General features: G+C 36.9%; 21 protein-coding genes. 3 read left to right on the top strand and 18 right to left on the bottom strand.

Annotation, left to right across the window (positions count from 1 at the left end; all coding sequences use genetic code 11):
- Positions 1 to 64 precede the first annotated feature (64 nt).
- On the top strand, positions 65 to 1,798 hold the full coding sequence (locus NCCP28_RS14190; protein WP_248562057.1) for an ABC transporter ATP-binding protein: 1,734 nt from the start codon (positions 65 to 67) through the stop codon (positions 1,796 to 1,798).
- A gap of 185 nt (positions 1,799 to 1,983) precedes the next feature.
- Here NCCP28_RS14190 and NCCP28_RS14195 read toward each other — a convergent pair whose 3' ends face one another.
- Positions 1,984 to 2,832, bottom strand: coding sequence for an NAD(P)-dependent oxidoreductase (locus tag NCCP28_RS14195; protein WP_248562058.1), 849 nt, complete (start codon positions 2,830 to 2,832; stop codon positions 1,984 to 1,986).
- Positions 2,833 to 3,071: 239 nt separating this feature from the next.
- Here NCCP28_RS14195 and NCCP28_RS14200 point away from each other — a divergent pair, with 239 nt between their 5' ends.
- Entirely contained in the window at positions 3,072 to 3,815 is a 744-nt protein-coding gene (locus NCCP28_RS14200) for a GntR family transcriptional regulator (RefSeq protein WP_248562059.1), read from the top strand.
- A 187-nt stretch (positions 3,816 to 4,002) separates the two neighbouring features.
- Here the strand turns inward: NCCP28_RS14200 and NCCP28_RS14205 are convergent, their stop codons facing one another.
- The 7 genes from NCCP28_RS14205 to ric form a co-directional block, all read right to left on the bottom strand.
- Positions 4,003 to 4,971, bottom strand: coding sequence for an SIS domain-containing protein (locus NCCP28_RS14205; RefSeq protein ID WP_248562060.1), 969 nt, complete (start codon positions 4,969 to 4,971; stop codon positions 4,003 to 4,005).
- 109 nt (positions 4,972 to 5,080) lie between these two features.
- Positions 5,081 to 5,917 (bottom strand): sugar phosphate isomerase/epimerase family protein, encoded by an 837-nt coding sequence (locus NCCP28_RS14210; RefSeq protein ID WP_248562061.1) that lies wholly within the window; start codon positions 5,915 to 5,917, stop codon positions 5,081 to 5,083.
- Between the two features lie 33 nt (positions 5,918 to 5,950).
- Entirely contained in the window at positions 5,951 to 6,796 is an 846-nt protein-coding gene (locus tag NCCP28_RS14215; protein WP_248562062.1) for a fructoselysine 6-kinase, read from the bottom strand.
- Between the two features lie 14 nt (positions 6,797 to 6,810).
- A complete protein-coding gene (locus NCCP28_RS14220) occupies positions 6,811 to 7,533 on the bottom strand; it encodes an amino acid ABC transporter ATP-binding protein (protein ID WP_248562063.1) in 723 nt (240 codons plus the stop codon).
- On the bottom strand, positions 7,520 to 8,182 hold the full coding sequence (locus NCCP28_RS14225; RefSeq protein WP_248562064.1) for an amino acid ABC transporter permease: 663 nt from the start codon (positions 8,180 to 8,182) through the stop codon (positions 7,520 to 7,522). Before NCCP28_RS14225 ends, NCCP28_RS14220 begins: the two co-directional genes overlap by 14 nt.
- Positions 8,183 to 8,296: 114 nt before the next feature.
- Positions 8,297 to 9,121: a transporter substrate-binding domain-containing protein gene (locus NCCP28_RS14230; protein WP_248562065.1), complete on the bottom strand. Its 825-nt coding sequence runs from the start codon at positions 9,119 to 9,121 to the stop codon at positions 8,297 to 8,299.
- 459 nt (positions 9,122 to 9,580) lie between these two features.
- On the bottom strand, positions 9,581 to 10,270 hold the full coding sequence (ric, locus tag NCCP28_RS14235; protein WP_248562214.1) for an iron-sulfur cluster repair di-iron protein: 690 nt from the start codon (positions 10,268 to 10,270) through the stop codon (positions 9,581 to 9,583).
- 159 nt (positions 10,271 to 10,429) lie between these two features.
- Between ric and NCCP28_RS14240 the strand changes: the two genes are divergently transcribed.
- Positions 10,430 to 11,107, top strand: a complete 678-nt coding sequence (locus NCCP28_RS14240) for a Crp/Fnr family transcriptional regulator (RefSeq protein ID WP_248562066.1) — start codon at positions 10,430 to 10,432, stop codon at positions 11,105 to 11,107.
- 64 nt (positions 11,108 to 11,171) lie between these two features.
- Here the strand turns inward: NCCP28_RS14240 and NCCP28_RS14245 are convergent, their stop codons facing one another.
- The 10 genes from NCCP28_RS14245 to NCCP28_RS14290 form a co-directional block, all read right to left on the bottom strand.
- The gene (locus NCCP28_RS14245; RefSeq protein ID WP_248562067.1) at positions 11,172 to 11,900 is read right to left on the bottom strand and encodes a ZIP family metal transporter; all 729 of its coding nucleotides are present in this window, start codon (positions 11,898 to 11,900) and stop codon (positions 11,172 to 11,174) included.
- Positions 11,901 to 12,224: 324 nt separating this feature from the next.
- Positions 12,225 to 13,706, bottom strand: coding sequence for a glycosyltransferase family 2 protein (locus NCCP28_RS14250; protein ID WP_248562215.1), 1,482 nt, complete (start codon positions 13,704 to 13,706; stop codon positions 12,225 to 12,227).
- 614 nt (positions 13,707 to 14,320) lie between these two features.
- The gene (ggt, locus tag NCCP28_RS14255) at positions 14,321 to 15,901 is read right to left on the bottom strand and encodes a gamma-glutamyltransferase (protein WP_248562068.1); all 1,581 of its coding nucleotides are present in this window, start codon (positions 15,899 to 15,901) and stop codon (positions 14,321 to 14,323) included.
- The gene (locus NCCP28_RS14260) at positions 15,898 to 17,136 is read right to left on the bottom strand and encodes an MFS transporter (protein WP_248562069.1); all 1,239 of its coding nucleotides are present in this window, start codon (positions 17,134 to 17,136) and stop codon (positions 15,898 to 15,900) included. Before NCCP28_RS14260 ends, ggt begins: the two co-directional genes overlap by 4 nt.
- A gap of 318 nt (positions 17,137 to 17,454) precedes the next feature.
- The gene (locus NCCP28_RS14265; RefSeq protein WP_248562070.1) at positions 17,455 to 18,687 is read right to left on the bottom strand and encodes a Zn-dependent hydrolase; all 1,233 of its coding nucleotides are present in this window, start codon (positions 18,685 to 18,687) and stop codon (positions 17,455 to 17,457) included.
- 38 nt (positions 18,688 to 18,725) lie between these two features.
- Positions 18,726 to 18,959, bottom strand: a complete 234-nt coding sequence (locus NCCP28_RS14270; protein ID WP_248562071.1) for a hypothetical protein — start codon at positions 18,957 to 18,959, stop codon at positions 18,726 to 18,728.
- Between the two features lie 25 nt (positions 18,960 to 18,984).
- Entirely contained in the window at positions 18,985 to 20,463 is a 1,479-nt protein-coding gene (locus NCCP28_RS14275; protein ID WP_248562072.1) for an NCS1 family transporter, read from the bottom strand.
- 161 nt (positions 20,464 to 20,624) lie between these two features.
- Entirely contained in the window at positions 20,625 to 22,043 is a 1,419-nt protein-coding gene (gene hydA, locus NCCP28_RS14280; protein ID WP_248562073.1) for a dihydropyrimidinase, read from the bottom strand.
- A 27-nt stretch (positions 22,044 to 22,070) separates the two neighbouring features.
- A complete protein-coding gene (gene preA / locus NCCP28_RS14285) occupies positions 22,071 to 23,354 on the bottom strand; it encodes an NAD-dependent dihydropyrimidine dehydrogenase subunit PreA (RefSeq protein ID WP_248562074.1) in 1,284 nt (427 codons plus the stop codon).
- Positions 23,355 to 23,379: 25 nt separating this feature from the next.
- Positions 23,380 to 24,741 (bottom strand): NAD(P)-dependent oxidoreductase, encoded by a 1,362-nt coding sequence (locus tag NCCP28_RS14290; protein ID WP_248562075.1) that lies wholly within the window; start codon positions 24,739 to 24,741, stop codon positions 23,380 to 23,382.
- Between the last annotated feature and the right edge of the window lie 399 nt (positions 24,742 to 25,140).

Raw genomic sequence — 25,140 nt, forward strand, 5'->3', positions numbered from 1 at the left:
CGGACAGCCTGAAAAAAGAAATATACTGGAAGTACTTGCTTATTTAGAAAGGAGATTTAAATATATGGAAAAACAACAACCTGGCTTAAAGCCATTTTTTTCCCTGCTATTGTCGACAAATATTCCAAAATTAGCGCTGACAATAGGATTAATCGCTAGTGTCATTACTACACTAGCCGGACTTGCCATCCCACTCCTTACCCGAGAACTAGTGGATGGATTCTCTGTTGCATCACTCAGCATTCCCTTTATGATAACGATCGGAGCTGTTTTTATTGCTCAAGCCATCATCAGCGGTCTTTCCACCTATTTGCTTGCTGCTGCAGGACAAACTATAGTATCCCGTCTCCGTGAAAAAATGTGGCTAAAACTTCTCCGTCTTCCTGTCTCTTATTTTGATAAACAGCAGAGCGGGGAGTCTGTCAGTCGTATCGTCAATGATACAGGCATTGTAAAAGATTTAGTTTCCCAGCACTTCCCTCAGTTTGTGTCTGGACTGATTTCAATCATTGGCGCAATTATCATTTTATTCATAATGGATTGGAAAATGACGCTTCTAATGCTTATTGCCGTTCCTATTACGATGGCTATTATGATGCCATTAGGAAAAAAGATGGGAGCTATATCTCGCGGTCTGCAGGATGAAACGGCAAACTTTACTGGTGATATTCAACAAACACTGTCAGAAATCCGCTTAATGAAAGCATCGAATGCTGAATCATTCGAAGAACAAAAAGGGGTTAACGGCATACATAAATTATTAGGATTTGGACTAAAAGAAGCAAAAATCTTCGCCATGATTGCCCCGATTATGTATTTTGTTGTCATGCTTGTCATAGTAATGATTATTGGTTATGGCGGCATCCGTGTTGCCAATGGAGAAATGTCTACAGGAACACTTATTGCATTTTTGCTTTATTTATTTCAGATTATCTTCCCTATTACATCTTTTGCTATGTTTTTCACCCAATTGCAAAAAGCTAAAGGGGCAACAGAACGAATGATTGACATTTTGGAACTTCCATTAGAGGAAGGACAAGAAGGATTAGAATTAAGCATTACAAATGAATCTATTTATGTGAAAAATATTTCTTTTTCCTATGAAGAAAATGAGCCCATCCTGCAAAACATTTCTTTTGCAGCACACCCTGGCGAAATGATTGCATTTGCAGGACCAAGCGGCGGCGGAAAAACCACGATGTTTGGATTATTGGAACGATTTTACGAACCAACTAGTGGTCAAATTTTTATTGGAGATGCATCTATTCATCAATTATCTCTTTCATCGTGGCGCAGTCAAATTGGCTATGTTTCACAAGAAAGTGCAATGATGGCAGGTACTATTCGGGAAAATTTATGCTATGGACTGGAAAATAAAGATACTATCTCTGATGATCGCTTATGGGAAGTTGCTAAAATGGCTTATGCAGATGACTTTATTCGCATGTTTTCTAACGGATTGGATACAGAAGTTGGCGAACGAGGTGTTAAACTTTCGGGCGGTCAAAGACAGCGAATCGCTATTGCACGTGCTTTTTTAAGAAATCCCAAAATTTTAATGATGGATGAAGCAACTGCCAGTCTGGATAGTCAATCAGAGGGAATTGTCCAGCAAGCTTTAGCGCGATTAATGGAAGGCAGAACAACTTTTGTTATTGCCCACCGCCTTTCTACTATTGTAGATGCAGATAAAATTATTTTTATTGAAAAAGGCGAAATAACCGGTATTGGGAAACACCATGAATTAATTCGAACACATAGCTTGTACCGAGAATTTGCCGAACAGCAGCTTGCATAAGCTGATCAGAATGCTAGGAACCACAGCGAAAATAGTCGGTTTTTGTCGAAAAATAACTATTCAGCACAAAAACAGCAGCAAACTAACGGAAAACGGCAGCAATAACTCCCAAAAACGCAGCAATGAACCTTGCTGGCCACAAGTTATAAGCAAAAATAAAAGCAGGAAGGGTTGCCCCTTCCTGCTTATTTGTCAGCTAATTGTTTAATGACGGCCATCACATCTAAATCACCAAGGTTATTGGCAAGTGCCTGCTGAAAAGTTTCATAAGCAGATGCACCAATTGGCAATAGCTCCTCTGTTTCATTGGCAAGACGCAAATCTTTTGCCATATGCTTTAATGCAAATGCAGCAGGATACTCATTATGTAGGATACTTGGTGTTTTCATTTTAGATATCGCCGTTCCAACTGCGCTCTCTGATATAATTGTCAGCATATCTTCTTTTTTGATGCCTTGTTTTTCTGCAAATAATACTGACTCGGCAATTCCTTGCACGGTTATGCCCAACAATAAGTTGATAGCTAATTTTGCATTGCTGCCTGAGCCAGATTCACCTAAATATAAAGACATTTTACTCATCGGTTCAAACAATTTTTTTACTTGCTCGTACGCTCTTTCTTCCCCGCCTGCTAATACAATCAGGGTGCCATCTTTTGCTGGCTGTACACTTCCAGAAACTGGTGCATCTATAAATGCCGCATTAAATTTTTGGGCCTCATCGAATAGTTCTCTAGATGTTTGAGGTGAAACTGTGCTCATATCAATAAAAACTTGTCCCTCTTTGGCCAATCCAAATAGATTATTTTCAAGGTATAAGCTTTTTACTGCAGCATCATCAGAAACCATTGTAAATACAACATCACTAGATTCTACTAACTCTTGTAGATTTGCCCCCTGTGTTGCTCCTTTTTCAAGCAGCTCTTTTCCTTTTTCTGCCGTTCGATTATACACTGTTACTTCATATCCTGCTTTAAGCAAATTTGAAGCAATCGGTATCCCCATATTTCCAAGCCCAATCCAGCCTAATTTCATGTAACACCATTCCTTTCTATGTATATATCCACCTTAAGAATAGCATATTCTTTTATAAAAATAATACGATAAAGCACTTACATTTTGTCATTATTATGGATTTATCCATTAGTTATTCCAGATAAAAGCTAGCTCAATTATTTATATAGTATAGAAGGCAGCCCGCTCAACTCGTACTATAATGAAGGGAAATCTGCTATAATATCGATAAAAATAATCAGCAAAGGGGAGACAATTCCTTGCTTAATAGCGATAGTTCCATTCCTTTATATCTACAACTCAAACAAGCGATTACAGAAGAAATTAATCGAGGCACTTATTTGCCAGGGGAGAAGCTTCCTACTGAAACGGAGTTATGTGAACAATATAAAGTAAGCCGCATTACAGTTCGAAAAGCAGTACTGGATTTAGTAGAGGAAGGAGCTCTGATTAGACAACAAGGAAAAGGTACTTATGTAAAACGGCCAAAACTGCAAAGAGAGCTGGTATCGGTGTCTGGTTTCTCAGAAGATATGATTTCCTCTGGCAATACACCGCATAATAAAATACTATCCTATCAAATCAAAGAAGCTTCTAGAAATATTTCTAAAAAGCTAAATATTCCACTTGGATGCAATATATTAGAATTAAAAAGAATGCAGTATATGGAAAAACAAACTTTATCCCTTGAAATCACAACATATTCTTTGGATCTTTTTCCTAATTTAGACAAACAGCTTAAACAAAATAAAAATATCTCCATGCATCGTATTTTAAAAGAGCATTATGACGTTATCCCTGCATATGGAGACAAAGTGGTAAATGTGACGTTCGCTAATGCAGAGGAAGCCGAATTGCTGAAATGCACCGTTAATGACCCACTTTTCGAAATTGAAAAAATTGCCTATAATGACGAAAAAGTCGCTATCTATTATTCGTTAATTTATTATCATACAAGCCAAGTAAGTCTAAACATTACAAGTCCATTTCATTCTCACCAATGAGTCAGCCTTCCCCTGATATAAAGTGAACCTATTATTAACAAAATCCCCCTATATATTAATGGAAGGTACATAAAAAAGCTGGCATTTTTCCGCATGCCAGCTTTTTTTATTTGCTAAATGAATTCTACTATATGGGATAGTGCCGATTATTTTTTGTAATTAATTATAGCTTATCAAACATTTACTTTTAGTATTCTAATTTCCACATGTATCTTCTTTTTGTTAATGGGTGGTTACGAACGATTGCCAACTGTTCTGCATAAACGCGCAATACTCCTGAAATTAGCATTGGGTTAAAGTAATCCACTACTTCACTTGCAATGGCAGAACCTAATCCATAGTCTTTCGCATCTACTACCGTTGTTTTCGCATCAAAACGATTTAAGAAATCCAACGCTCTTGAATCCATTTCTCTTGTTCTGCCGTCATTCATCAGTAATAGGAATGGAACATCTTTATCCACTACTTCAAATGGACCATGGAAGAATTCTCCATCATGGAAAGTCCCTGAATTGATCCACTGCATTTCCATCAATAAGCAAATAGAGAATGAATAGGCAACCTCATGTGTAGCGCCGCTGCTCATTACATAAATCACTTCATCATCTTTATACGATTCTGCAAATGCTTTTGCTACTGGTCCAACAGAAGCAACTGCTTTTTCTATTAAATCATAGATTTTGCTGAATCCATCTTGCATTTTATCATAATGCTCATAGCCTTCAAATTGATTTAATATTTCTACAGCCAATCCTAAAACCTTTGTCATTTTCTCCATTTTCGCAGCATAGTTTGCTTCAAATCCATGAAGAACTACATAGTCTGCATCTTTTGTAAGTGCTGAACCTTCTACATGTGTTACAGCAATAACATGGGCTCCTAATTCTTTTGCTTTAGCAGTTGCTGTAACAGATTCCGGTGTTGCTCCGCCTAACGAACATGTGATAACGATACTCGTCTCATTTACTGAAATTGGTGTGGCAAAGTTAAATTCATTCGATGTATATAAACTTACTCGCAAGTCGTTAGCATTGCCTTCTAAAAAATATTTAGCTGGATATAATTCTGCTTTTGAAGCACCGCATCCTACAAAAAATACACTTTTAACGGTTGGTTGCTTATCTTTGATTGATGCGATAATTTGCTTTAATTCCATTTTTTATTCCTCCAAAGTGGGTTATATATTTAAATGATAAATTTATCATTTATATCCAATGTCTATAACTAATTAAAAACTGTTTAAAAATAAACTATCTATGTTTATATCAATCATTCATAAATGGAGTGAATGCTTTCATATTGCGTTTATCATGCGCGGCAGGATCTTGAAAATAACGGGAATCTGTTATTTCCTGCCCTAAATATCCTTGATAATCATTCTTTTGCAGTACAGTTAAAAAATTCTCTAAGTTATGATGACCATCTCCCCAAATCAAATGTCCATAAGGGTTGCCATCAATAAAGTGTGTATGGACAATATCGCTCTTAAACACATCAAACCAATCTTGCAATGTCTCACCGGCAACGCCCATCGCAGTTGTATCCACAAGGATTTTCAGATGTGGATGATTGATTTCATCCATCATTCTTTTGGCATCCATTACGGTTGTGACTAGATTGGATTCTTCTGGACGCAAGCTTTCTAATGCTAATGTAATCCCTTCGCGTTTTGCTAATTCTGCTAATTTAGAGAGCATTTCACGAGATCGTTTCCAAGCCTCTTCCCGGTCTTCATCCAAATAGCCCCAACCTGAATTACATTGCATAATCGGACTTCCTAGTTCTGCACATGCTTTAATGCCATTTGAAAAATATTGAAAACTTTTTTCAAAGATTTCTGGTTTTGCAGCAGCAAATTGATATGGATACATACAATTTTCTGGGGTAAATACAACTAGTTTTAAATTTCTATCCTCTATCTTTTTCTTTAAAGCTTTGCAGTCTGAATAGGTTGTCGGATCTAGATAATAGTGGGGAGCACCTGTCCAAAACTCAATTGACTGTATTCCTGCCGCTACTTGTGCATCTAAAAAGTAATCTAAAGAATATCGCATATAGTGGATATTCATTCCAGCTACTTGTTCTCTATGAATTAACGCCACTTTTCCAGCCTCCTTTATGAACAAACTTTTAAATTATGAATATACTTTTCCAAAGCCAAATGAACCATCTACTAAACATTGTTGAGAAGAAAATTCAGCAGCTTTTTCAAGACATTCTTTTATAATCGTCTGTTTGCCTAACTTCCCACTTTTTAATCCGATTAAATAATGCACCATAAAACAAGTAATAAAGGAATCTCCAGCGCCCATTGTGTCTATCGCTTTCACCAGTTTCGGCTCTTGCAGATAAAATGTTGATCCATCATATAATAGAGCTCCTTTTTCTCCCATCGTACAAAGCACTAGTTTACAGCCTAAATTTATGACCTTTACCATTAAATTCAGCATCTCATCTGTTTTTAAATGACTGCAGGAAAAGTAGGCATAATCAACTTTTGCAGCAATCTGGTTTACCTGCTCTTGAGTAAAGTCAGATGAAAAATCAAAACCAATTGGCACACCTAATGCTTTAATCCTCGGCAATTCATCTTCACTAAAACCATATAAACCCGTGTGAAGCAGATCAAATTCCTTTATATATGCAAGATCTTTTTCTGTTAAATTCAAACCATTTTCTCGCAAAACGCCGCATCTGTTGCTTCCTAAAAACACACGGTCGCCATTTTGCAGTGTTACTCTTGCACAGCCATTTTCTCCCTCATACTGCTTGCTGCAACTGATGTCTAATCCGATTTCTTTTATACTTTTTTGAACATGCCCTGCCTCTTCATCTGTTCCAAAGGCACCTAAAAATGCTGCTTCTGCTCCTAATCTTTTTGCATATACCGCAAAGTTCAAAGCATTTCCACCAGGATACATTGTATTAATATGTTCATATTTATCGACAACATTATCTCCTAAGCCAATAACCTTTATCATGATAAAAACCTCACTTATAGCACTTTTGATAGAAAATCAATTGTTCTAGGATGTTTCGGATGTTCAAAAAATTCTTTTGGACTATTCTCTTCTAAAATTTTCCCTTGATCTATAAATAGAATGCGATCTCCTACTTCTTTTGCAAAGCCCATCTCATGTGTAACAACTACCATTGTCATTCCCTCTTTGGCAAGATTTTTCATAACAGCCAAAACTTCCCCTACCATTTCTGGATCAAGAGCCGAAGTAGGTTCATCAAACAGCATGACTTCAGGTTTCATCGCTAAAGCTCTTGCAATGGCAATTCGCTGCTGCTGTCCGCCAGATAAAGAAGATGGATAAACATCTATTTTTTCTGATAATCCTACTTTTTTTAACAATTCCACTGCTAATTCTTTTGCTTCCTGCTGCTTCATTCCTTTTACCCGAATAGGCGCATGGCATATATTCTGACATACTGTCTTATGGGGAAATAAATTAAATTGCTGAAACACCATGCCCATTTTCTCTCGGACTTTATCAATATTGATATTTTTTTCCGTAATATTTTGATTATCGAGATAAATATCTCCACTTGTAGGAGTTTCCAATAAGTTTAAACATCGCAAAAATGTACTTTTGCCAGAACCAGATGGACCAATAACTACAACTACTTCTCCTTTATGAATATTGACATCGATTCCTTTTAAAACTTCACTTTTCCCGTAAGATTTATGTAAATCTTTAACTTCTATCACTTGTCTTTAACCTCCGTTCTACAACTCCTAAAATTCTGGATAATGTAAATGTCATGACTAAATATCCAAGTGAAGCAACTAAAATTGGTTCCAAACCTAGTGCAGTATTTCCTCTTACAATTGTTGTTTTATACATTAATTCAGCAACACCTATAATAGAGACAATAGATGAATCTTTAATGCTGCCTATAAATTGATTGCCTAATGCAGGCAATATATTCTTAAAAGCTTGAGGCAAAATAATGTCAAACATTGCTTGTCTTTGATTCATGCCTAAACTTCTTGCAGCCTCCATCTGCCCTTTGCTCACTGCTTCAATGCCAGAACGAATCGTCTCGGAAATGTATGCAGCGGCATTTAAAGACAACGCAATTGCCCCCACCGCCAGATCTGGAATATCGTATCCTGCAAACAGCAGCGGGACTCCAATATAGATAATATAAATTTGTGCAAGAAGGGGTGTTCCTCTTATAAACTCTACATAAATATCACCGATCAGCCGAATAATATAAATAGATGATCTCCTTAGAAGCGTTAGTCCTATCCCAAAAATACTCCCTAATATCACGGCAATTACAGCAAGGATGATCGTAATATAAGCACCTGTTAAAAAGAACTGATAATAATCTCCCAAAAATGAAAAGTTCAACTTTCTCCCCCCATTTCCTTAAGCTATTTTGGGATTCTGCGCCTTCCCCTCCATGATACAAAGCCACTTGGATCAGGAATTTGTATCATGGAAGGAATGGTAAAAATAGTTCATTTAATCTTCTAACTCTACTCCATCCATCGCATCTTTCAGCCATTTTTCATAATCTGGTTTTATTCTTTCAATTGTGCTGTTGATTGCATCCATTATTTCTTTATCTGTACCATTTGGCATCGCAATAGCAGCGCCTGCTGATGGATCTTCATAATAAATTTCACTGGCAGCAATAGAAGGGTTGCCTTTTTCAAGCAAGGTAGCTGTTGGAATATCTACTAAAACAGCCTCCACTTTTTTGTTCGCTAAATCTAAAGATAATTCGGTTGATTTTCCTAATAGTTTCAGCTCTGCTTTCGGAAGCTCTGATTCTAGAATAGATTGCTGAACAGATGTTTTGATTGCGGCTATCTTTTTATCTGCTAAACTATCTGCTGTTTTATATTTAGTTAGATCCTCTTTTCTGACCAGCATGACGTTTCTGCCTTTATAATACACATCTGTGAAATCAGCATTCTTTTCTCTTTCCTCTGTCGGACTCATTGCTGAAACAATCATGTCGATTTTTCCGCTTTGAAGGGCAACAAGCAAACCATCAAAATCCATATCTTTAATTTCATATTCCACGCCTAAGTCTTTGGCCACTTCGTCTAATAACTTGATATCGGAACCAACAATCTTGTCTTCTCCACCTTTGATAGAATGATATTCATATGGCGGTGTTGCAGCCATTGTTCCAACAACAATTTTTCCTTTTTCTTTCAGGCCCTCTAGTCCACTCGCTGAAGTACTGCTTTTTGTTGAAGAACCGCAGCCTGCTAATACAATACTCATCATACTTACTAGCAAAATTGCTGATATTGCTTTAAGAAAGTTTTTCTTCATGCTATTTCCTCCTATTTATCTTTTAGTTGTTGATAAGATGTTATAAATCGTTATATATTATTAGAAAAAAAATAATCTTCTGTCTATTTTATTTAAAAATATATACTTCCTAAAAAAGCAATGAGCCTATTACCTTTTAGTCAACAAACTATTTATCTCAATCCTATTGCCTCTATCTCCTAAACAACTAGCATGAAAGTCAAAAATTCTACCGATATATCAAGTGCCGTCTTTTTTATTTTGCCTCCTTTATTTATATTTCCCTCTGTTTTTTATCTATAACGTTATATAACATTATAATAATATCCAAGCCTATAGAAGTCAATATATTTTCTGAAAATTTACAAAAAACTTTAAACTTCTTTTTCATGCTGCCAAATATTTTCCTGCCATAATTCCCTTCCTCCAATCAAAAAGGAGGTTCCATTTCTGCCAGAATGGAACCTCCCTTTTTCTTATTTAAATGCGTTTAAATAAAATATTGTTTTCTAAATGGATATGATCAAAAGTCATTGATTCAAGCTCTTCTAATTTTAAGTAGGTTAAACGATAAGTGTTGCATGCACCTTCTGGAATCTCAAAGTCATTAGTAGCTGTTCGAATATTTCTTAAATACTCTCCTGCTTCCTCGTGCTCTGATTCTAAATGATCAATCTCTGCCTTAGCCCTTTTCAGATCTTCATCCGCTAATGTTTGCTCATAAGATGCAATATAAGGGAATATAGATGTTTCTTCATCTTGCAAATGCTGTTCCAAGTCTTTTTTCAATAGGAAAAAATTATCATATACTGCCTTTAAATGAGAGTCTCTTTGGCCATGTACCCGATATACTTTTGTTACAAATGCACTTAGTTCATCCAACATTTCTCTTGTTGATTGATGATATTTTTCTGTAATATAATCAATCAGGTTTATTAATGAACTAGTTGTCCAATCTGTCTCATCCTCTTGATTATACGCTTGATACATAGTATTGATGCTATCTAAAATTTCCTTTGTCTCCAATTCTTTCTCTTGCAGCACTTCACCGATTGGACGATTTCCTCCACAGCAGAAATCTATCTTATATTGTTTAAAAAGCTTGCTAGCTCCTGGAAACTTTGTTACTATGTCGCCTGTTTTCATCGATTCAGTAAAAATAGTAGTCATCATAATAACTCCCTTTTCTTAGAATATCCATAGTATAGCTGTGAAAAAAAAAGAAAAATAGGATTCAAATCACATTTTCTATTTTTATGGTATAATTTTTTTAGTTAGACATATTATCAATTGTGAAAAAGTGAGCATAAAAACGAGGTGAATATGATTATGGAGTATTGTGCAAAAAGAGTTCCCATTTTTCATTCTCTATCCAATAAGGAAATAGAAAAAATAACAAAAAAAGTACAGCATCAACACTTTAAAAAAGGACAATTATTAGCAGATGAGAGAGAATGCGCTGATTCTTTATATATTATCCATAGTGGAAAAGTAAAGCTTGTAAAGTTAACCGTTCATGGGAAGGAACAAATTTTGCACCTATTAGCAAGTGGAGATTTCTTTGGAGAGAGAAACTTATTTGCCACTACAGAAGGCAATAACTTCAGCGCCTATGCAATGGAAGATACCAAAATTTGTCTCCTTTCAAAAAAAGATTTTGATGAAATGATGATCGCAAATCCTGAAATCTCCATTAAACTTTTAAAAACAATTATGGAAAGACTTTCTCATACAGAAGAATTGGCAAAAATATTGGCTACAAAAGATCCCGAAGTCCGAATTGCTCATTTGTTGGATGAGTTTTGTGCAAAATTCGGCACGATCACTGAAAAAGGAGTTTTGATTGATCTGCCGATTACACGAGAAGAGATTTCAAATTATGTTGGATTAACGAGAGAAACAATCAGCCGCAAGCTAAGCAAGTTCGCTGATATGAATTTGCTTACATTAATAGGAAATAAACAAATTTTAGTTAAAAACCCAAAAATTTTTAACGAATGGTTTTAGCCTCTCAATTTTACTGCGAGAGACTAACCATTCTTGCTATATTACTCGGAAACTTTTATCTTTGTTATAGAGAGTCTAATATTAAAGAGGTAAGCAAGCCTAATGCAGCAATTAAACCTGTAATGGCTCCCCCTTCTTCAAAAGCCTCTGGCATCATCGTCGATCCAACCATTGCAATAATGCCGCCTGCTGCAAATGCTGCAATCCCCGCCATCAATTCCTCTGAGGCATTGTCTAAAAGAGTATAGCCTGAAAAAGAACAGATAGCAGAAATGATTAATACAGCAAACCATAAAGCAAATATTTTCTTTTTGGAATAGTTGCTGCTTAATAGACCAGCTGTGCTTGATAACCCCTCTGGGATATTACTGATGAAAATAGCGATTACAAGAAGCATGCTGACCGTTTGCTGACCAATCAAACTCGCTCCAATTATAATAGATTCTGGAACAGCATCCATCACTGTTCCAATAAAAATTGCTAAGCCAGATGAGTTCTCAGCGGTGTTCCCTGATGATCTTTTCCTGTTTTTTGCCCCCTTTTTGGAAATGATAATGTCCAAAATCGAAAAAACAACAGCTCCGCCTAAAAAACCTATTGCTGTGGCATATAATCCACCGCTTTCCACCGAGTCCTCTAATAATTCATAGGTGGCAGCTCCAATTAATACACCTGTCCCAAATGCCATGATGAAACCAATCAATCTTTTTTTTATTGGAAGAAAAACCGCTGCCAATGCTCCTAATAATACAGCTGATCCAGATATTCCTCCCCACATCGCCGCATGCCACATTTGTTTAATCCAACTCCTTTTGCTGTTAAACCTATTGCACTATTCCCTTTAGTATTTGGAAAAAAACAAATTTAATTATTAAAGAAATTTTTTGTATAAAAAACTTCAATTATTGAGTGTTTTTTATATCCAGCGCTGATTGCTATCCATCTAAATTTCCCGTTTTCTTTTATCACCTCTTGCATGGGGAGCAAAGGTTCGTTTATGCAGTATAAGTTCAACAAAAAAGACTATTCCTCTATCTACATTCTGGAACAGCCTAAAACAATAAGATATGAAGTTGTATATTCTATATCTCCTAATTGAGGTCAGTTCCTCTAATAATTATGCCGTATGTCTTCCGCGCAATGTCCAAATCTGATAAACCATCATCAATGATTTGATAATCGTTAAGTAGGTTAATGCTATCCATCCTGTCATTAAGTATGGGCTAATTGCTTCTTGGACTCTACTGCTTGTTAGAAAATCTCGATATTCAAAACATAAATAAACTCCAGCTGCAATTACTACCATGGTTAAAATGATTCCTTGCACTAGTTTGCTGCTCGTTTTACCAGATTCTGCTGCATATTGATTAGCCCAGCCATCTTTTTTATTTGCTGAAAGCTTTTCCAGCCATACTTGACTAAAGGTCATTAAATTTACCCATAAATATAACTCTGGACTTATAAGCAAACCAGCTAAAATGACATCAATCGTTCGATGCATAGGTGTTTTTATTGCTAGTATAATGTTTAATATAGAAGCAAGTGCTATTGGTGTAATCCATATCCATGACCAATAGAACTGGTCAGTGGCAAGAGCTACAGACAATAAAATAATAAACATAGCACGTATGACTAAATCAGACAAAAGCTTCATTTGATTTCTCCATATCTTTCCCTTGTGTCTCGTTTGAACACTTAAATCTTTATTTGTCAGCAAATCAACTGTACCAGAATTCCATTTATTGCGCTGCTCACGGAAGGTATGATAGGAGCGCATTGCATCAACAAAACATCTGCCTTTTGGACTAATAAGTGTTTTCCAGCCAGATTTCTGCAGCTGCCATGTTAGCAGCATATCTTCTACATCACTGTCATTTTGCCATGGTCCATCCAATTTATTATGATTCACCACTTCTTGCAGCGCTTCAGGTCTAAATAATGTGGCTTGCCCGCCTAATACATATGTGCTTCCTCCATGATATTGAAGATCTAAAAGCCAACTTGCCATATCCTGCTTCTGCTGATGCGTCCACCAGCGAGTAAGCGGACCACCATACTCCCCGCTCGCTAATTTTTCCTCGTAATAAACATCATGTTTAGAAAGAAGGCTTTTCTTTTTCGGCATACGCATTGTATATTTTGCCATAACCCCGCCAATGTTGCGGGCACTCATCAAACCTTCCCATAAATAAGTTAAACAATTAGGAGCCAATCTGCTGTCTGCATCCATCCCTAATACAGCCTTAATGCTCTGTTTGTACAGCTCTTCATGTTCTGTAAGCTGTTTATTATATATATCCAGCAAATCTCCATAAAGCAATTTCCACCCAGCGTTTAAGGCCCCAACTTTTCGGAGTTTATTATTTTCTGTAATAACTACTTTTAAATTTAAATTAAATTCTTCTCCTGCTGTAATTGCTTTCTCTTCTGTACGATCTGTACAATTATCTGCAATCACATATACATCCAACTCTACCCCTTTAGGAAGCAATTGATCATTCAGACCTGCTAAACAATCACGAATAGATTTTTCTTCATTATGTGCGGGAATTAATGCAACAATTCTTGGCTTCATATAGCTTTTTTTAATGCCAGGCATATTAAAAAACGATATACTCCCTCTTTCTTCTTCCAAAACTAACGACAAGCAACTCACCAACCTTCGCAATTTTTCCTAGTTATATTTTTCATCCCACACATTAGTTCTTTAAAAAGAACAAATGCTCAAAAAAAAATAAAAATCTATTTGTTCTATATTTATTTTATTTTCGTTCTTAACTAAGAACATATTAGCATCTATATCCTGCATAGTCAACGAAAAATTATTATTTCATTTAAGAATGGTTTTAGAAAATATAGGAAAAAGATAAAAGGACTTAAAAAAATCAGTTTATTTCTATTATTTATCCCACTAAAAAATTCATTATAATGAACAAGTTTATCTTAGTCTAAAAATTATTATAATGAAGCTATTGATTATGCATTTATGTGAAAGAAGCATTATTATTCCAATAAATTGAAACTTTAATCAGTGAAGGTTTTCTTCATCCCCCACTGATTGTTAAATCAACCTATCCGGCTTTTGCAGAAAATTTTCTACCTGTTTATATCCCTCATTTCCTTTTCTCTTCTCGAACTGGGGGACAAAGCCTGTTAATGGAGATAAAAAAACTGCATGCCCTTTTTTTGGCATACAGCTTTATAATTTGTTTGCTATCGACCTACAGCAGCACCATCACTTCTTGGGTCTACTCCACCATATAAATATCCTTGTTCATCGATTAAAATAGCATTCGCATGTCCAACAATTCCATCATATGCTTCAACACGATTAACAAGATGTCCAGACTTCTGCAATTGTTCCAGCACATCTCGGGGAACTCTGCTTTCTATTTTCAATTCTTGGTTTTTCTCTCCCCATGTTCTTCCCCACACAAATCTTGGTTCATTAATAGCTGTCTGAGGATCCATTCCATAATCTAATATCCTTGTGATCATAAGTGTTTGTGTTTGCGGCTGCCCTTCTCCTCCTTGAGTGCCATATAACACATATGGTTTATTATCTTTAAAAGCCATCGCCGGCATCAATGTATGAAATGTCCGCTTTTTCGGTTCTAATGTATTTACATGTGCTGGGTCAAGACTAAAAAAAGACCCTCTATTCTGCATGGTGATTCCTGTAGTTCCTGCAACCACCCCAGAACCAAATTCAAAGTATAGACTCTGAATAAAGGAAACGGCATTTCCATCTTTATCTACAACAGCGGCATGTGCCGTGTCGCTTCCAACCGGCCTGCTTGTTATATCTCTAGCAGCAGAAAATGAAATCGATGAGGCCATTTCTTTTGCATAAGATTTGCTTAATAGTTTTGCTAGTGGGATATCTTGAAAACTAGGGTCTGTTAAATACTCATTTCTATCTTGGAAACTTCTTTTAATAGCTTCAACCAACAGATGGTAATACTCATAGGAACCATATTTTATTTCCGATAAATCAAAGTTTTCTAATATATTCAAAATCATTAATCCTACAAATCCTTGAGAATTTGGCGGAACTTGATACATCGTATAGTCCCTGTAAGTGCTGGTTAATGGCTCACTCCACTCCCCTTTATGGCCTGCGAAATCAGCAAGTGTCAATAAGCCCCCTTTTTCTTGCAAACTTGCCACAATCCGCTCGGCAAGCTCTCCGCAATAAAAATCATCTCTGCCTTTTTCTCCTAATTGCTTTAATGTATTGGCAATATCGTTTTGCACAAACCTCACAAATTTAGCTGGCACTTTTCCATCCGGCAAAAATATTGCAGCAGCATCCTTATCCACTTTTAGCATCTCTGCGTTTTTCACTGTATTCTCCCATTGATCATTAGAAAGAGGAAAACCATTTTCTGCGTATTCAATAGCTGGAGCAAGCACTTCAGCAAGCTTCATTGTTCCATATTCTTTTAGCAGAGCATCCCAGCTATCTACCATGCCAGGAACAGTTATTACACTTTCAATTCCTCGAAAAGGAATGGAATCTCTCCCTTTATATTTATCTCTTGTTACATTTTTTCCAGATCTTCCGCTGCCATTGTAAGCCCGCACTTTCTTTTCGGCTGATTGAAAAGTCAGCCAAAAAGAATCTCCCCCCAGTCCAGTCATATGCGGATAGACAACAGCCAAACAAGCACTGACTGCAACAGCAGCATCAAAAGCATTTCCACCTTTTTCTAAAATATGCTCTCCAGCTTGTGAAGCTAAATAATGAGGACTTACTACCATCGATTTAGTGCCAACAATTACTTTCTTCAAGCCAATTTCCCCTCTTTTCTTACTGTATTAATAGTTTTAACTGATTGCCCATTTGTTTGATTATCACTTGTAAACATAAAGAATACAGCACCGATAATCAATAATCCTCCTGCTAAATAAAAACCGAATTCAAGGCTTCCAGTTTTATCTGCAAAGTATCCAGTAATATATGGAGCAAAAATAGAAGAAAGCATGCCGCTAAAGTTAAAGAATCCATACACTCTAGAATACATGGATGGCGGTGTAATATCAGCCATATAAGAAATCAATACAGGGTCAAGCGCTAATTTTCCAAGTAAACCATATAAACATAAACCAACAATCAAATAATTGTAGTTATCCGTATAAGGAATGGCAAATTGGCAAATGGCTCCTGCTAAAGCCAGTCCAATGATAAGAGGCTTTTTGCTTTTGATGCGATCTGATAAAAATCCAAATAAAATCGCTCCAGGAATGGATGCCCATGGCACTAATGAAGAAATGATTCCTGTTTGAGATGCTTCAATGTCTCTTGCTGTTTGCAAATAATAAGGAAGCCATGTCAGCATTCCAAAAAAACCATATAAAGAACAGAAAATAAGAATATAAACGAAAATATGATTTTTTGTAAATAAAGTTTTCATTGCTACTTTTTCTTGTGTTTGAGCAGCTTGCTTTTTTTGTTTATGAGAATCGTCTCTTACAAAGATGGCTATTAGAATAGCCACTAGGATAGTAGGAATAGCAAACACATAAAATGGGAACTGCCACCCTTTGTTTAAAGTATAAGTAAAATAGCTAGAAGACATAAATCCTAAAGAGATACCAAATGCCATCCCACTATTGATAATAGCGGAAACAAGTCCTCGATATTTTTTCGGTGTGATAGTAGAAGATATGCCATATTGTGAACCATAATATGTTCCTTCTCCTAATCCAGTTAATGCTCTCATCAGCAGGAAAATGCCAAAAGTCGTAGATGCCCCACTTAAATAGGTACCAACACCAAAAACAATAAAGCCGACTACAAGCACTTTTACTCGACCAAATTTATCTGCTAAAAATCCTGTTGGAATTTGCATAAAAGCATATGCTGCAAAAAATACAGTTGCCATAAGACCTAGCTCTGTTTGGTCAAGATTCCACTCTTCTCCGATGCTTCCCATGACTGGCGATAAGATATTTCGGTCAGCATACATAAATACCCAACCTAAAAAGAATAAAAAGATTACAAGTGCAGGATGTGTTTTTTTCATGTTCTAATCTCCTTTTATCTGAATGTTGAGATAATAGTAACATGATAATTTAATAAATAATCGATTAATGTCAGATTATCTAACACTGTTTTTTCCAATCGTAAATCATATAAATAAAAAAAATACAAATAGTAACTTTTTCATTAAAAATAATAACTTTTCGTTAAAATGATAACCCTTTCTTATTATTACTACTTACATATTGTTAACTTTTCTAACAATATTCCCTTAATATCCCAAATAAAAAAAACCTGCTTAGACGGCAGATAGTTTCTTAATCTATTGCCGCCTAAACAAAGGTTTCAACTAGGTTATTTATTATCTCTTATCAATATCCAGCACTGTTTCCAGCATTACATTTACGCCTTTTTCGCAATCCTCCCATGCAGTAAATTCTTCTTCGCAATGACTTTTCCCATTCAAACTTGGCACAAAAAGCATTGCTGTCGGAGCGATGCTGGCAATAAATTGAGCATCATGACCTGCACCACTGGCTATTTTTTTATACGAATAGCCAAGTCCATTCACTGATTTTTCTACGCTTTCCAAAAGTTTTTCATCAAACCATACTGTCTTTCTATCCCACTGTTTGTTCACTTCAATCGTGCATCCTTCTAGATAGGCAAAACTCTTTATTTCTAGAATAATTTCTTCTACCTCCTTTATAATGACAGGGCTTTTATGTCTTGCTTCTATTGTAAATACAACTTTATTGGGAATAACAGTATGGATATTTGGAAATATATTCATCCTTCCCATTGTATACACTAGATTTTCATCCAGTTGGCTCAGCTTGCTCCGGAATGCGGAAATCACATTATTAGCAGCAAAAAGGGCATCTTTTCTCATTCCCATTGGAGTGGTTCCTGCATGATCAGATTCCCCTGTTAATGTAATTTCATAACAAACCATGCCTACTACACATTCTACTATGCCTATCGTTAATGATTCCCGCTCTAGAACCGGCCCTTGTTCTATATGCAATTCTAAAAAGGCAGCTGCTTTCTTTAATCTAGCTTCAATATCGCCAGCATAGCCGCTTTTTTCTAGTGCTTCTTTCAATGTAATTCCATTTGCATCTTTTTTCTCCAGCATCTCCTCTTTATCAAATTTGCCTGAAAGCACCCCTGATGCCATCATAGAAGGCTCAAATCTAGCGCCTTCCTCATTCGTATAGTTTACAATCATAAGTGGATAGCGCAATTGCATGTTATTCTCAACAAGAGTCCGAGCGACTTCCAAGCCTGCTGCCACCCCTAAAACACCGTCAAATCTCCCTCCCTTTTTCACTGTATCTAAATGAGAGCCCATAACAATTGGCAGTTTTTCTTCCTTCCCAGCTAAAGTGGCATACATGCACCCCATATCATCTACTGCAACAGACATGCCGATTTCTTCACAGCAGCTGCGAAAATATTCTCTCACTCCCATATCTTCTTCTGATAAAGAGAGGCGAGTAACCCCATTATTTTTTGTGCGTCCAAAGTCTGCGAATCTTTCCAATGATTCTTTTAATCTTTCGCCATTAATTAATAGTTTTTGTCCTTCCATTTCCATGCCCTCCCTTCTATTTGCCAAAATGAATTTTATTACTTGGCAATCTTATTTACGATACAATTTCTTCTCTCTTCTATTAACTTCACAGAAAAGTATTTCCTTGCATTCGCTGTTGTCAAATGAACAATGGCACTATTATTCTCTTTATTAGAAAATTCCACAGTCGTTCCATTTAAATCTTCTATAATATTTTTCATGTAATAGCCTTTTTGCAAATAAAAGTCTATTTGATCACGCTCCTGCAAAAACTGCTGATAATCAGACATAACTTCAATCCCCTCTCCCCTTTGATTAAACTCTATCCGTTACCGCATCTGTTGCTATGATTACCTCTTCTTCAAGTGCACCATCAATTTCCCAATCCCTTCCAACGGTAATCCCCAAATATTTTTCATCATTTGGATCGATTATTTCTGCCTGCTCATATTTTTTAAACCACCAATATTTTGCTAATGCATAATACAATGCTGCTCCTACAATAAAACCTACAATAGAGGAATAGGTTGAAAGCATATTGGCAACGACTCCACCTACAATCCATGCGATTAAACCTGCCAAATTAAATCCTTTCATATATTTAAATTGGCCATTTGCCTCATATAAATCTTTTACATGCACACGTCTTTTGCGTATTAAATAATAATCTGCAAACAAAATTCCAACAATCGAACTTAAGATCCCGCCGATAACAAGGAGCGCACTATTTAAAATATCGAATAAACTCCACGGCTGCGCTAACACCCCAATAATTCCAGCTATCATAACCCCTACCCAAAAGGGCATTTTTGGTCCGCCCACATTAGAGAAAATCGTGGCCGCAGGAATAATGTTGGCGGAAGTATTTGTTGACCATTGAGCAAGCACAATCATTAACATTAATACGCCAAGAACAATACCACTTGCAGTCTCTTGCAGTGCTGCAACAGGATCAGCATTTGCTACCGCCATATAAGATACTGCTCCAATAACAATCATAAAGGTATTAACAATCGGCATTACAACAATGCTGCCGAATAATTGCGTTTTGTTTCGCTTAAACCAGTTTCTTTCATGCTTAGGAGCTTTAAAAAAGCGGGATAAAGAAGGCATATCAGCTGCCAGAGTTGCCCAAAATCCCATGTTGCTCATTACAACCACCATAAATGCTGTAAAAGCAGCTCCACCTGCAACAGGACTCTCTACCCATGACCAAATATTTTTTCCTTGATCTACTGCATCTGAAGATAAAGAAATATACATCCAGCAAGAAATAAGAATAATGATAGGGGCTGCAAGGTCAGCAAAGCGTTCTATCGACTTAATTCCAAGCGAGGTGTTGATTAGCTGCAATGCTGCAAACACTAGAAAACAAACAAGCCAGTTATCAAATTCGAATAACATATTCATAATGGCATTAATCGCAGTAGAGCCAAAATAAGTATTGATGCCAAACCAGCAAGCAGCTGTAATCCCCCGGACTATCGAGGGAATATGCGTTCCGATTGTGCCAAATGGCGCCCTCATATACACCGGAAATGAAAGTCCATGCTCGATGCCTATGTCTCCAATAATCGTCATAAATATTCCAATTGCCACAGAGCCTATTAATGTTGCCAGTATGACCAAACCTAATGGCAAATGCTGTATAGCAGCACCTCCAATAGCAAATGCAGCTAAAACAATTGCCATTCCTACCCAAATAACCGCAAAACCAAAGGAACCAATTGTTCTGTCACTATGGCCAATCGGCATTAAATCAGGTGATTTTAAATAATTGTTTTCTTTTTGCATGGAGTTTGCACCATCCTTTTATATTCAGAAGATTAAGAAAATTAAAAATGCAGATTTCCTGCTAATATCGACTGATTAATAATCAATAAAATAATCTTTTTAGGCTAGTCGAAAAAATCACCTATACAAAGCAATTATTTTCGACTGCCAAGTTGACCTATTTACATCGTTAACGGCTTGCTTTTTTTCGCTTCGTGTTTTTCTCCATATTTTGCTCGTTTTATAAACTGACCAGCCCCAGCTTTTCCTACAAATTGTTTTTCACGAATTACAAATTCCCCTCTTGATAAAACAGAAACCGGCTCCCCCTTTATTTTCATCCCCTCAAATGGGTTATAGTCAACCGCCATATGATGGGTTTCTGCAGAAATAATCCGCTCTACTTCCGGGTCAAAAATAACAATATCAGCGTCTGCACCAATGGCAATTGTGCCTTTTTTCGGATATAAACCAAATAATTTCGCTGCTCTTGTGGAAACAATATCTACAAACTGATTAAGTGAAATTCTGCCCTTTTTAACCCCCTCTGAAAAAAGAATGCTTACCCTATCTTCAATAATAGGCCCCCCATTTGGAATTTTAGAGAAATCTCCTCTTCCTAATTCTTTTTGTCCTATAAAATCAAAGGAACATTGATCAGAACCAATTGTTTGCAGCTGCCCTGTTCTTAAAGCATTCCAAAGGGATTCTTGATTCCATTTCTCCCGAAGAGGTGGACTCCACACATATTTTGCGCCTTCAAAATTTGGTTTCTCTAAATAAGTTTGATCGAGCACTAAATATTGAGGACAGGTTTCTCCCCATATATCAATGCCTTTACTTCTTGCTTCCGCTATTTTTTGGGCAGCAACTTCACAAGATACATGCACAACATAAAGCTGAGAATCCGCCAAATCTGTTAATACCGCAGCCCGGCCCGTTGCTTCCCCTTCCACTTCAGCAGGTCTTGTTAAGGCATGATAAATAGGATCTGTATTTCCCTCTTTTAATGCTTTTTTTACTAAATAATCAATCACATCGCCGTTTTCTGCATGCACCATCACAAGTGCTCCCAACTCTTTCCCTGCAACAAGTGTTTGAAAAAGCGTTTCATCATCTGCCTGAAATTGATTCTTATAAGCCATAAATACTTTAAGTGAAGTAATTCCTTCTTCTTCAATCATTTTGGACAGTTCATTTAATACCGCCTCATTTGATTCAACTATTTGCAGATGGAATCCATAATCAATGACTGCTTTATTATCTGCCTTTTTATGCCAAGTATCTACTGCACTTTTTAATGTATTTCCTTTTTTTGTTAAACAAAAATCAATAACCGTTGTGGTTCCGCCAAAAGCAGCGGCAATCGTTCCTGTTTCAAAATCGTCCTTTGTCATAGTGCCCCCAAATGGCATATCTAAATGGGTATGTGGGTCAATTCCTCCAGGAAACAAAAGACAGCCTTTTGCGTCAATTACTTCTCCATCAATATCCATGAGATTCTCTCCAATTTGTGTAATGACTCCGTCTTCTATGCAGATATCTCCTTTGTATGTATCCGTCGCTGTTACAATCGTCCCGTTTTTAATAATTTTTTTCATTTTTCATCCATCCTTTCTTGATCCCTATTATTTATTTAATACTCTGGAAGCACGGAAGGCACCAGAAACAGCTTGACGCTCATTCCAAGTCATCGGCGGCAATCCATTATCCACTTCTACCATATCTATCGCTCCATCTACAGGACAGACAATCGAACATAAATTACAGCCAACACAATCTTCTTCTCTTACTTTTAAATAGCTTTTTCCATCCCCATCTTTTAGCAGATCAATGCACTGATGAGAAGTATCTTCACAGGCGATATGGCATTTATTGCAGTTAATGCAGACATCATTATTGATTTTCGCCACCACTTGATAATTCAGATCCAAATCTCCCCAATCCGAATATCTTGCTACTGATTTTCCGATCAAGCCTGCCACTGAGGCAATTCCCTTTTCCTCTAAATAATGATCTAATCCTTCTATCATATCCTCCACTATCCGAAAGCCATGATGCATCGCAGCAGTGCACACCTGTACACTTGTTGAACCCATCAGCATAAATTCCACTGCATCTCTCCATGTAGAAATGCCGCCAATTCCAGAAATCGGCACATTAATTCTTGGATTTCTGGCACATTCTCCTACCATATGAAGGGCAATTGGTTTAACGGCAGGCCCGCAATATCCACCGTGCGCTCCCTTGCCAGCAACATGTGGAATTGTATCCCATGTATCAATATCTACACCAGCCAAGCTATTTATCGTATTAATCATGCTAATTGCATCTGCCCCGCCATTTGCTGCTGCCTCAGCAGTTGCTGTAATATCGGTAATATTCGGCGTTAATTTCACAATAACAGGAGTTTTTGCTGCTTCTTTTGCCCAATATGTCTGTTTTTCCACCAATTCTGGCACTTGCCCCGAAGCAGATCCCATTCCCCTTTCTGCCATGCCATGCGGACAGCCAAAATTCAATTCCAATCCATCCACTCCGACTGCTTCGACTTTTTTAACAATTTCATGCCATTTTTCTTGCCTTGGTTCTACCATTAAAGAAGCGATAATAGCATGGTTTGGAAATCGTTTTTTCGTTTCATAGATTTCCTTTAAATTCACATCCAAAGGCCGGTCTGTAATCAATTCAATATTATTGAAGCCAGCTACCCTTTGCCCGTTAAAGCTGACTGCTGCAAATCGGGAAGAAACATTTAAAATAGGATCCCCCAACGTTTTCCATACAGCTCCACCCCAGCCTGCTTCAAATGCCCGCTGCACTTGATAGCCAGAGTTAGTTGGAGGTGCAGATGCTAGCCAAAAAGGATTCGGTGATTGTATTCCTGCTAAATTTGTCCGTAAATCTGCCATAAATCAGCCTCCCAATGTCTGTTTATTATGCTGTTTCTGCACCTTTTGCCCCCAGCAATTGATGAATGGCATAAGCACTTTCCTTGCCTTGCTGTGCTGCCGATACAACCATTGCATCCCCCTGTCCTTTTCCAAAAATAACATCCCCGCATGCGAATACTTTTGGGTTAGATGTTTGATAAGAGTTTAGATTGATCTTCACAATTCCTCTATCATGTTCCACCTGAAATTCCTCTATTAAACTTGCATATCGAGATTGGCCAATAGCTTTAATCACCACATCTACATCTAACGTAAACTCTGAATCCATTATCGGAACTGGGTGTAATCTTCCATCCTCATCAGAATTGCCAAGAGCCATTTTGACACATTCCAATGCTTTTACTTGCCCTGATTCTCCAGTAATTTCCTTCGGAGCGGTAAGCCATCTGAATTCCACCCCGTCCTGTTTGGCAAATTCGTATTCAAAGTCATATGCAGTCATTTCTTCCTCTGTTCGTCTATATAAAATTTTGACATTGGCAGCTCCAAGACGAACAGAACAAGTTGCTGCGTCAATGGCGGTATTTCCAGCTCCAATAACAACTACTCTTTTGCCGACAAATTGATCTGTTATTGGATTTGTTTTTGTAGCTTTTACAAACTCAATGGCATCATAAACACCTGCTAGATTTTCTCCCTTCAATCCTAAATCAGGAACATGTGACATGCCGATTGCAAGCAATATGGAATCATAGCTGGACATAATCTCATCGACAGAAATATCTTTTCCAACTCTTGTATTTGTCCGTATCTCCACGTTTACATTTTTTACTTGTTCTACTTCCCAATACGAAATTTCTTTTGGCAGCCTAAAAGAAACAATGCCATACGTATTTAGGCCGCCAGCACTTTCTTCTGCTTCAAAAATGGTAACTTCATAGCCAAGTAGAGCGAGCTCCCTTGCCGCAGATAATCCTGCAGGCCCTCCGCCGACTATTGCAACCTTTTTGCCAATTGGTTTGCCCGCTTTAAATAAGGTTAGATTATTTTTGATCGCCCAATCTGTCGCATATCGCTGGAGATTTCCGATCATAATCGGCTTTGTCGAATGATTTAACACACAGGCCCCCTCGCATAATTCCTCTGTGGGACAAACACGAGAACAGCTTGCGCCAACGGGATTTGCTGACATGATTGTTTTTGCTGAGCCTTTTAAATTGCCTGATGAAATTTTTTTGATAAAACCAGGAATATTAATTCCAGTTGGACATGCTGTAATACAAGGAGCATCATAGCAATAAAGACAGCGATTTGCTTCCTCTATCGCTTCCTGATTTGTTAAACTCGGCTCGACTTCCTCAAAATTTTTCACCAAATCCAAAAGTAAGCTGTTCGGTTGTTCCATAAAAAACCTCCTTATGCTTTTTGTTTTTCAAACCATTTATTTATGGAAAAAGGCTCCACAAAAGATGTAAAGCTTTTGAAGCAACAAATATTGAATTTGCTTATCATAAAAATTGAATGTTTGGATAAATTTGTGTTTCGCAGTTTGGTATAAGAAAAATCTACAATGTTTCTAGAACTGAACTTGTATATTTTCTGAGATGAAGGAGTTTAATGGTTATTTCACGACGAAGATTTTATGTGAGTTTTCTTTACGTAATTGGTAAATCAGAAGAATTTAATCAAGAATAATGCTTATTATAAATGGATATTTCTTGATAGTAAACAATATTTTTGAATTTTTTCATTATTATGTAATATAATCTAACAAATAAAAATAGGGACAAACTAAAATTCTTCA

This window comes from Niallia sp. NCCP-28 (assembly GCF_023168165.1).
In the GTDB taxonomy this organism is placed as follows: Bacteria; Bacillota; Bacilli; order Bacillales; family Cytobacillaceae; genus Niallia.

Bases quoted from the DNA above. Each gene is read 5' to 3' on its own strand.
- NCCP28_RS14205 (WP_248562060.1), bottom strand. From the start codon at position 4,971: ATGGAATTAAAGCAAATTATCGCATCAATCAAAGATAAGCAACCAACC.
- NCCP28_RS14215 (WP_248562062.1), bottom strand. From the start codon at position 6,796: ATGATAAAGGTTATTGGCTTAGGAGATAATGTTGTCGATAAATATGAA.
- preA (WP_248562074.1), bottom strand. From the start codon at position 23,354: ATGGCAGATTTACGGACAAATTTAGCAGGAATACAATCACCGAATCCT.
- hydA (WP_248562073.1), bottom strand. From the start codon at position 22,043: ATGAAAAAAATTATTAAAAACGGGACGATTGTAACAGCGACGGATACA.
- NCCP28_RS14195 (WP_248562058.1), bottom strand. From the start codon at position 2,832: ATGAAATTAGGCTGGATTGGGCTTGGAAATATGGGGATACCGATTGCT.
- NCCP28_RS14245 (WP_248562067.1), bottom strand. From the start codon at position 11,900: ATGTGGCATGCGGCGATGTGGGGAGGAATATCTGGATCAGCTGTATTA.
- NCCP28_RS14260 (WP_248562069.1), bottom strand. From the start codon at position 17,136: ATGAAAAAAACACATCCTGCACTTGTAATCTTTTTATTCTTTTTAGGT.
- NCCP28_RS14190 (WP_248562057.1), top strand. From the start codon at position 65: ATGGAAAAACAACAACCTGGCTTAAAGCCATTTTTTTCCCTGCTATTG.
- NCCP28_RS14265 (WP_248562070.1), bottom strand. From the start codon at position 18,687: ATGGAAGGACAAAAACTATTAATTAATGGCGAAAGATTAAAAGAATCA.
- NCCP28_RS14290 (WP_248562075.1), bottom strand. From the start codon at position 24,741: ATGGAACAACCGAACAGCTTACTTTTGGATTTGGTGAAAAATTTTGAG.
- ric (WP_248562214.1), bottom strand. From the start codon at position 10,270: ATGACTACTATTTTTACTGAATCGATGAAAACAGGCGACATAGTAACA.
- NCCP28_RS14270 (WP_248562071.1), bottom strand. From the start codon at position 18,959: ATGTCTGATTATCAGCAGTTTTTGCAGGAGCGTGATCAAATAGACTTT.
- NCCP28_RS14250 (WP_248562215.1), bottom strand. From the start codon at position 13,706: ATGCCTGGCATTAAAAAAAGCTATATGAAGCCAAGAATTGTTGCATTA.
- NCCP28_RS14275 (WP_248562072.1), bottom strand. From the start codon at position 20,463: ATGCAAAAAGAAAACAATTATTTAAAATCACCTGATTTAATGCCGATT.
- NCCP28_RS14240 (WP_248562066.1), top strand. From the start codon at position 10,430: ATGGAGTATTGTGCAAAAAGAGTTCCCATTTTTCATTCTCTATCCAAT.
- NCCP28_RS14230 (WP_248562065.1), bottom strand. From the start codon at position 9,121: ATGAAGAAAAACTTTCTTAAAGCAATATCAGCAATTTTGCTAGTAAGT.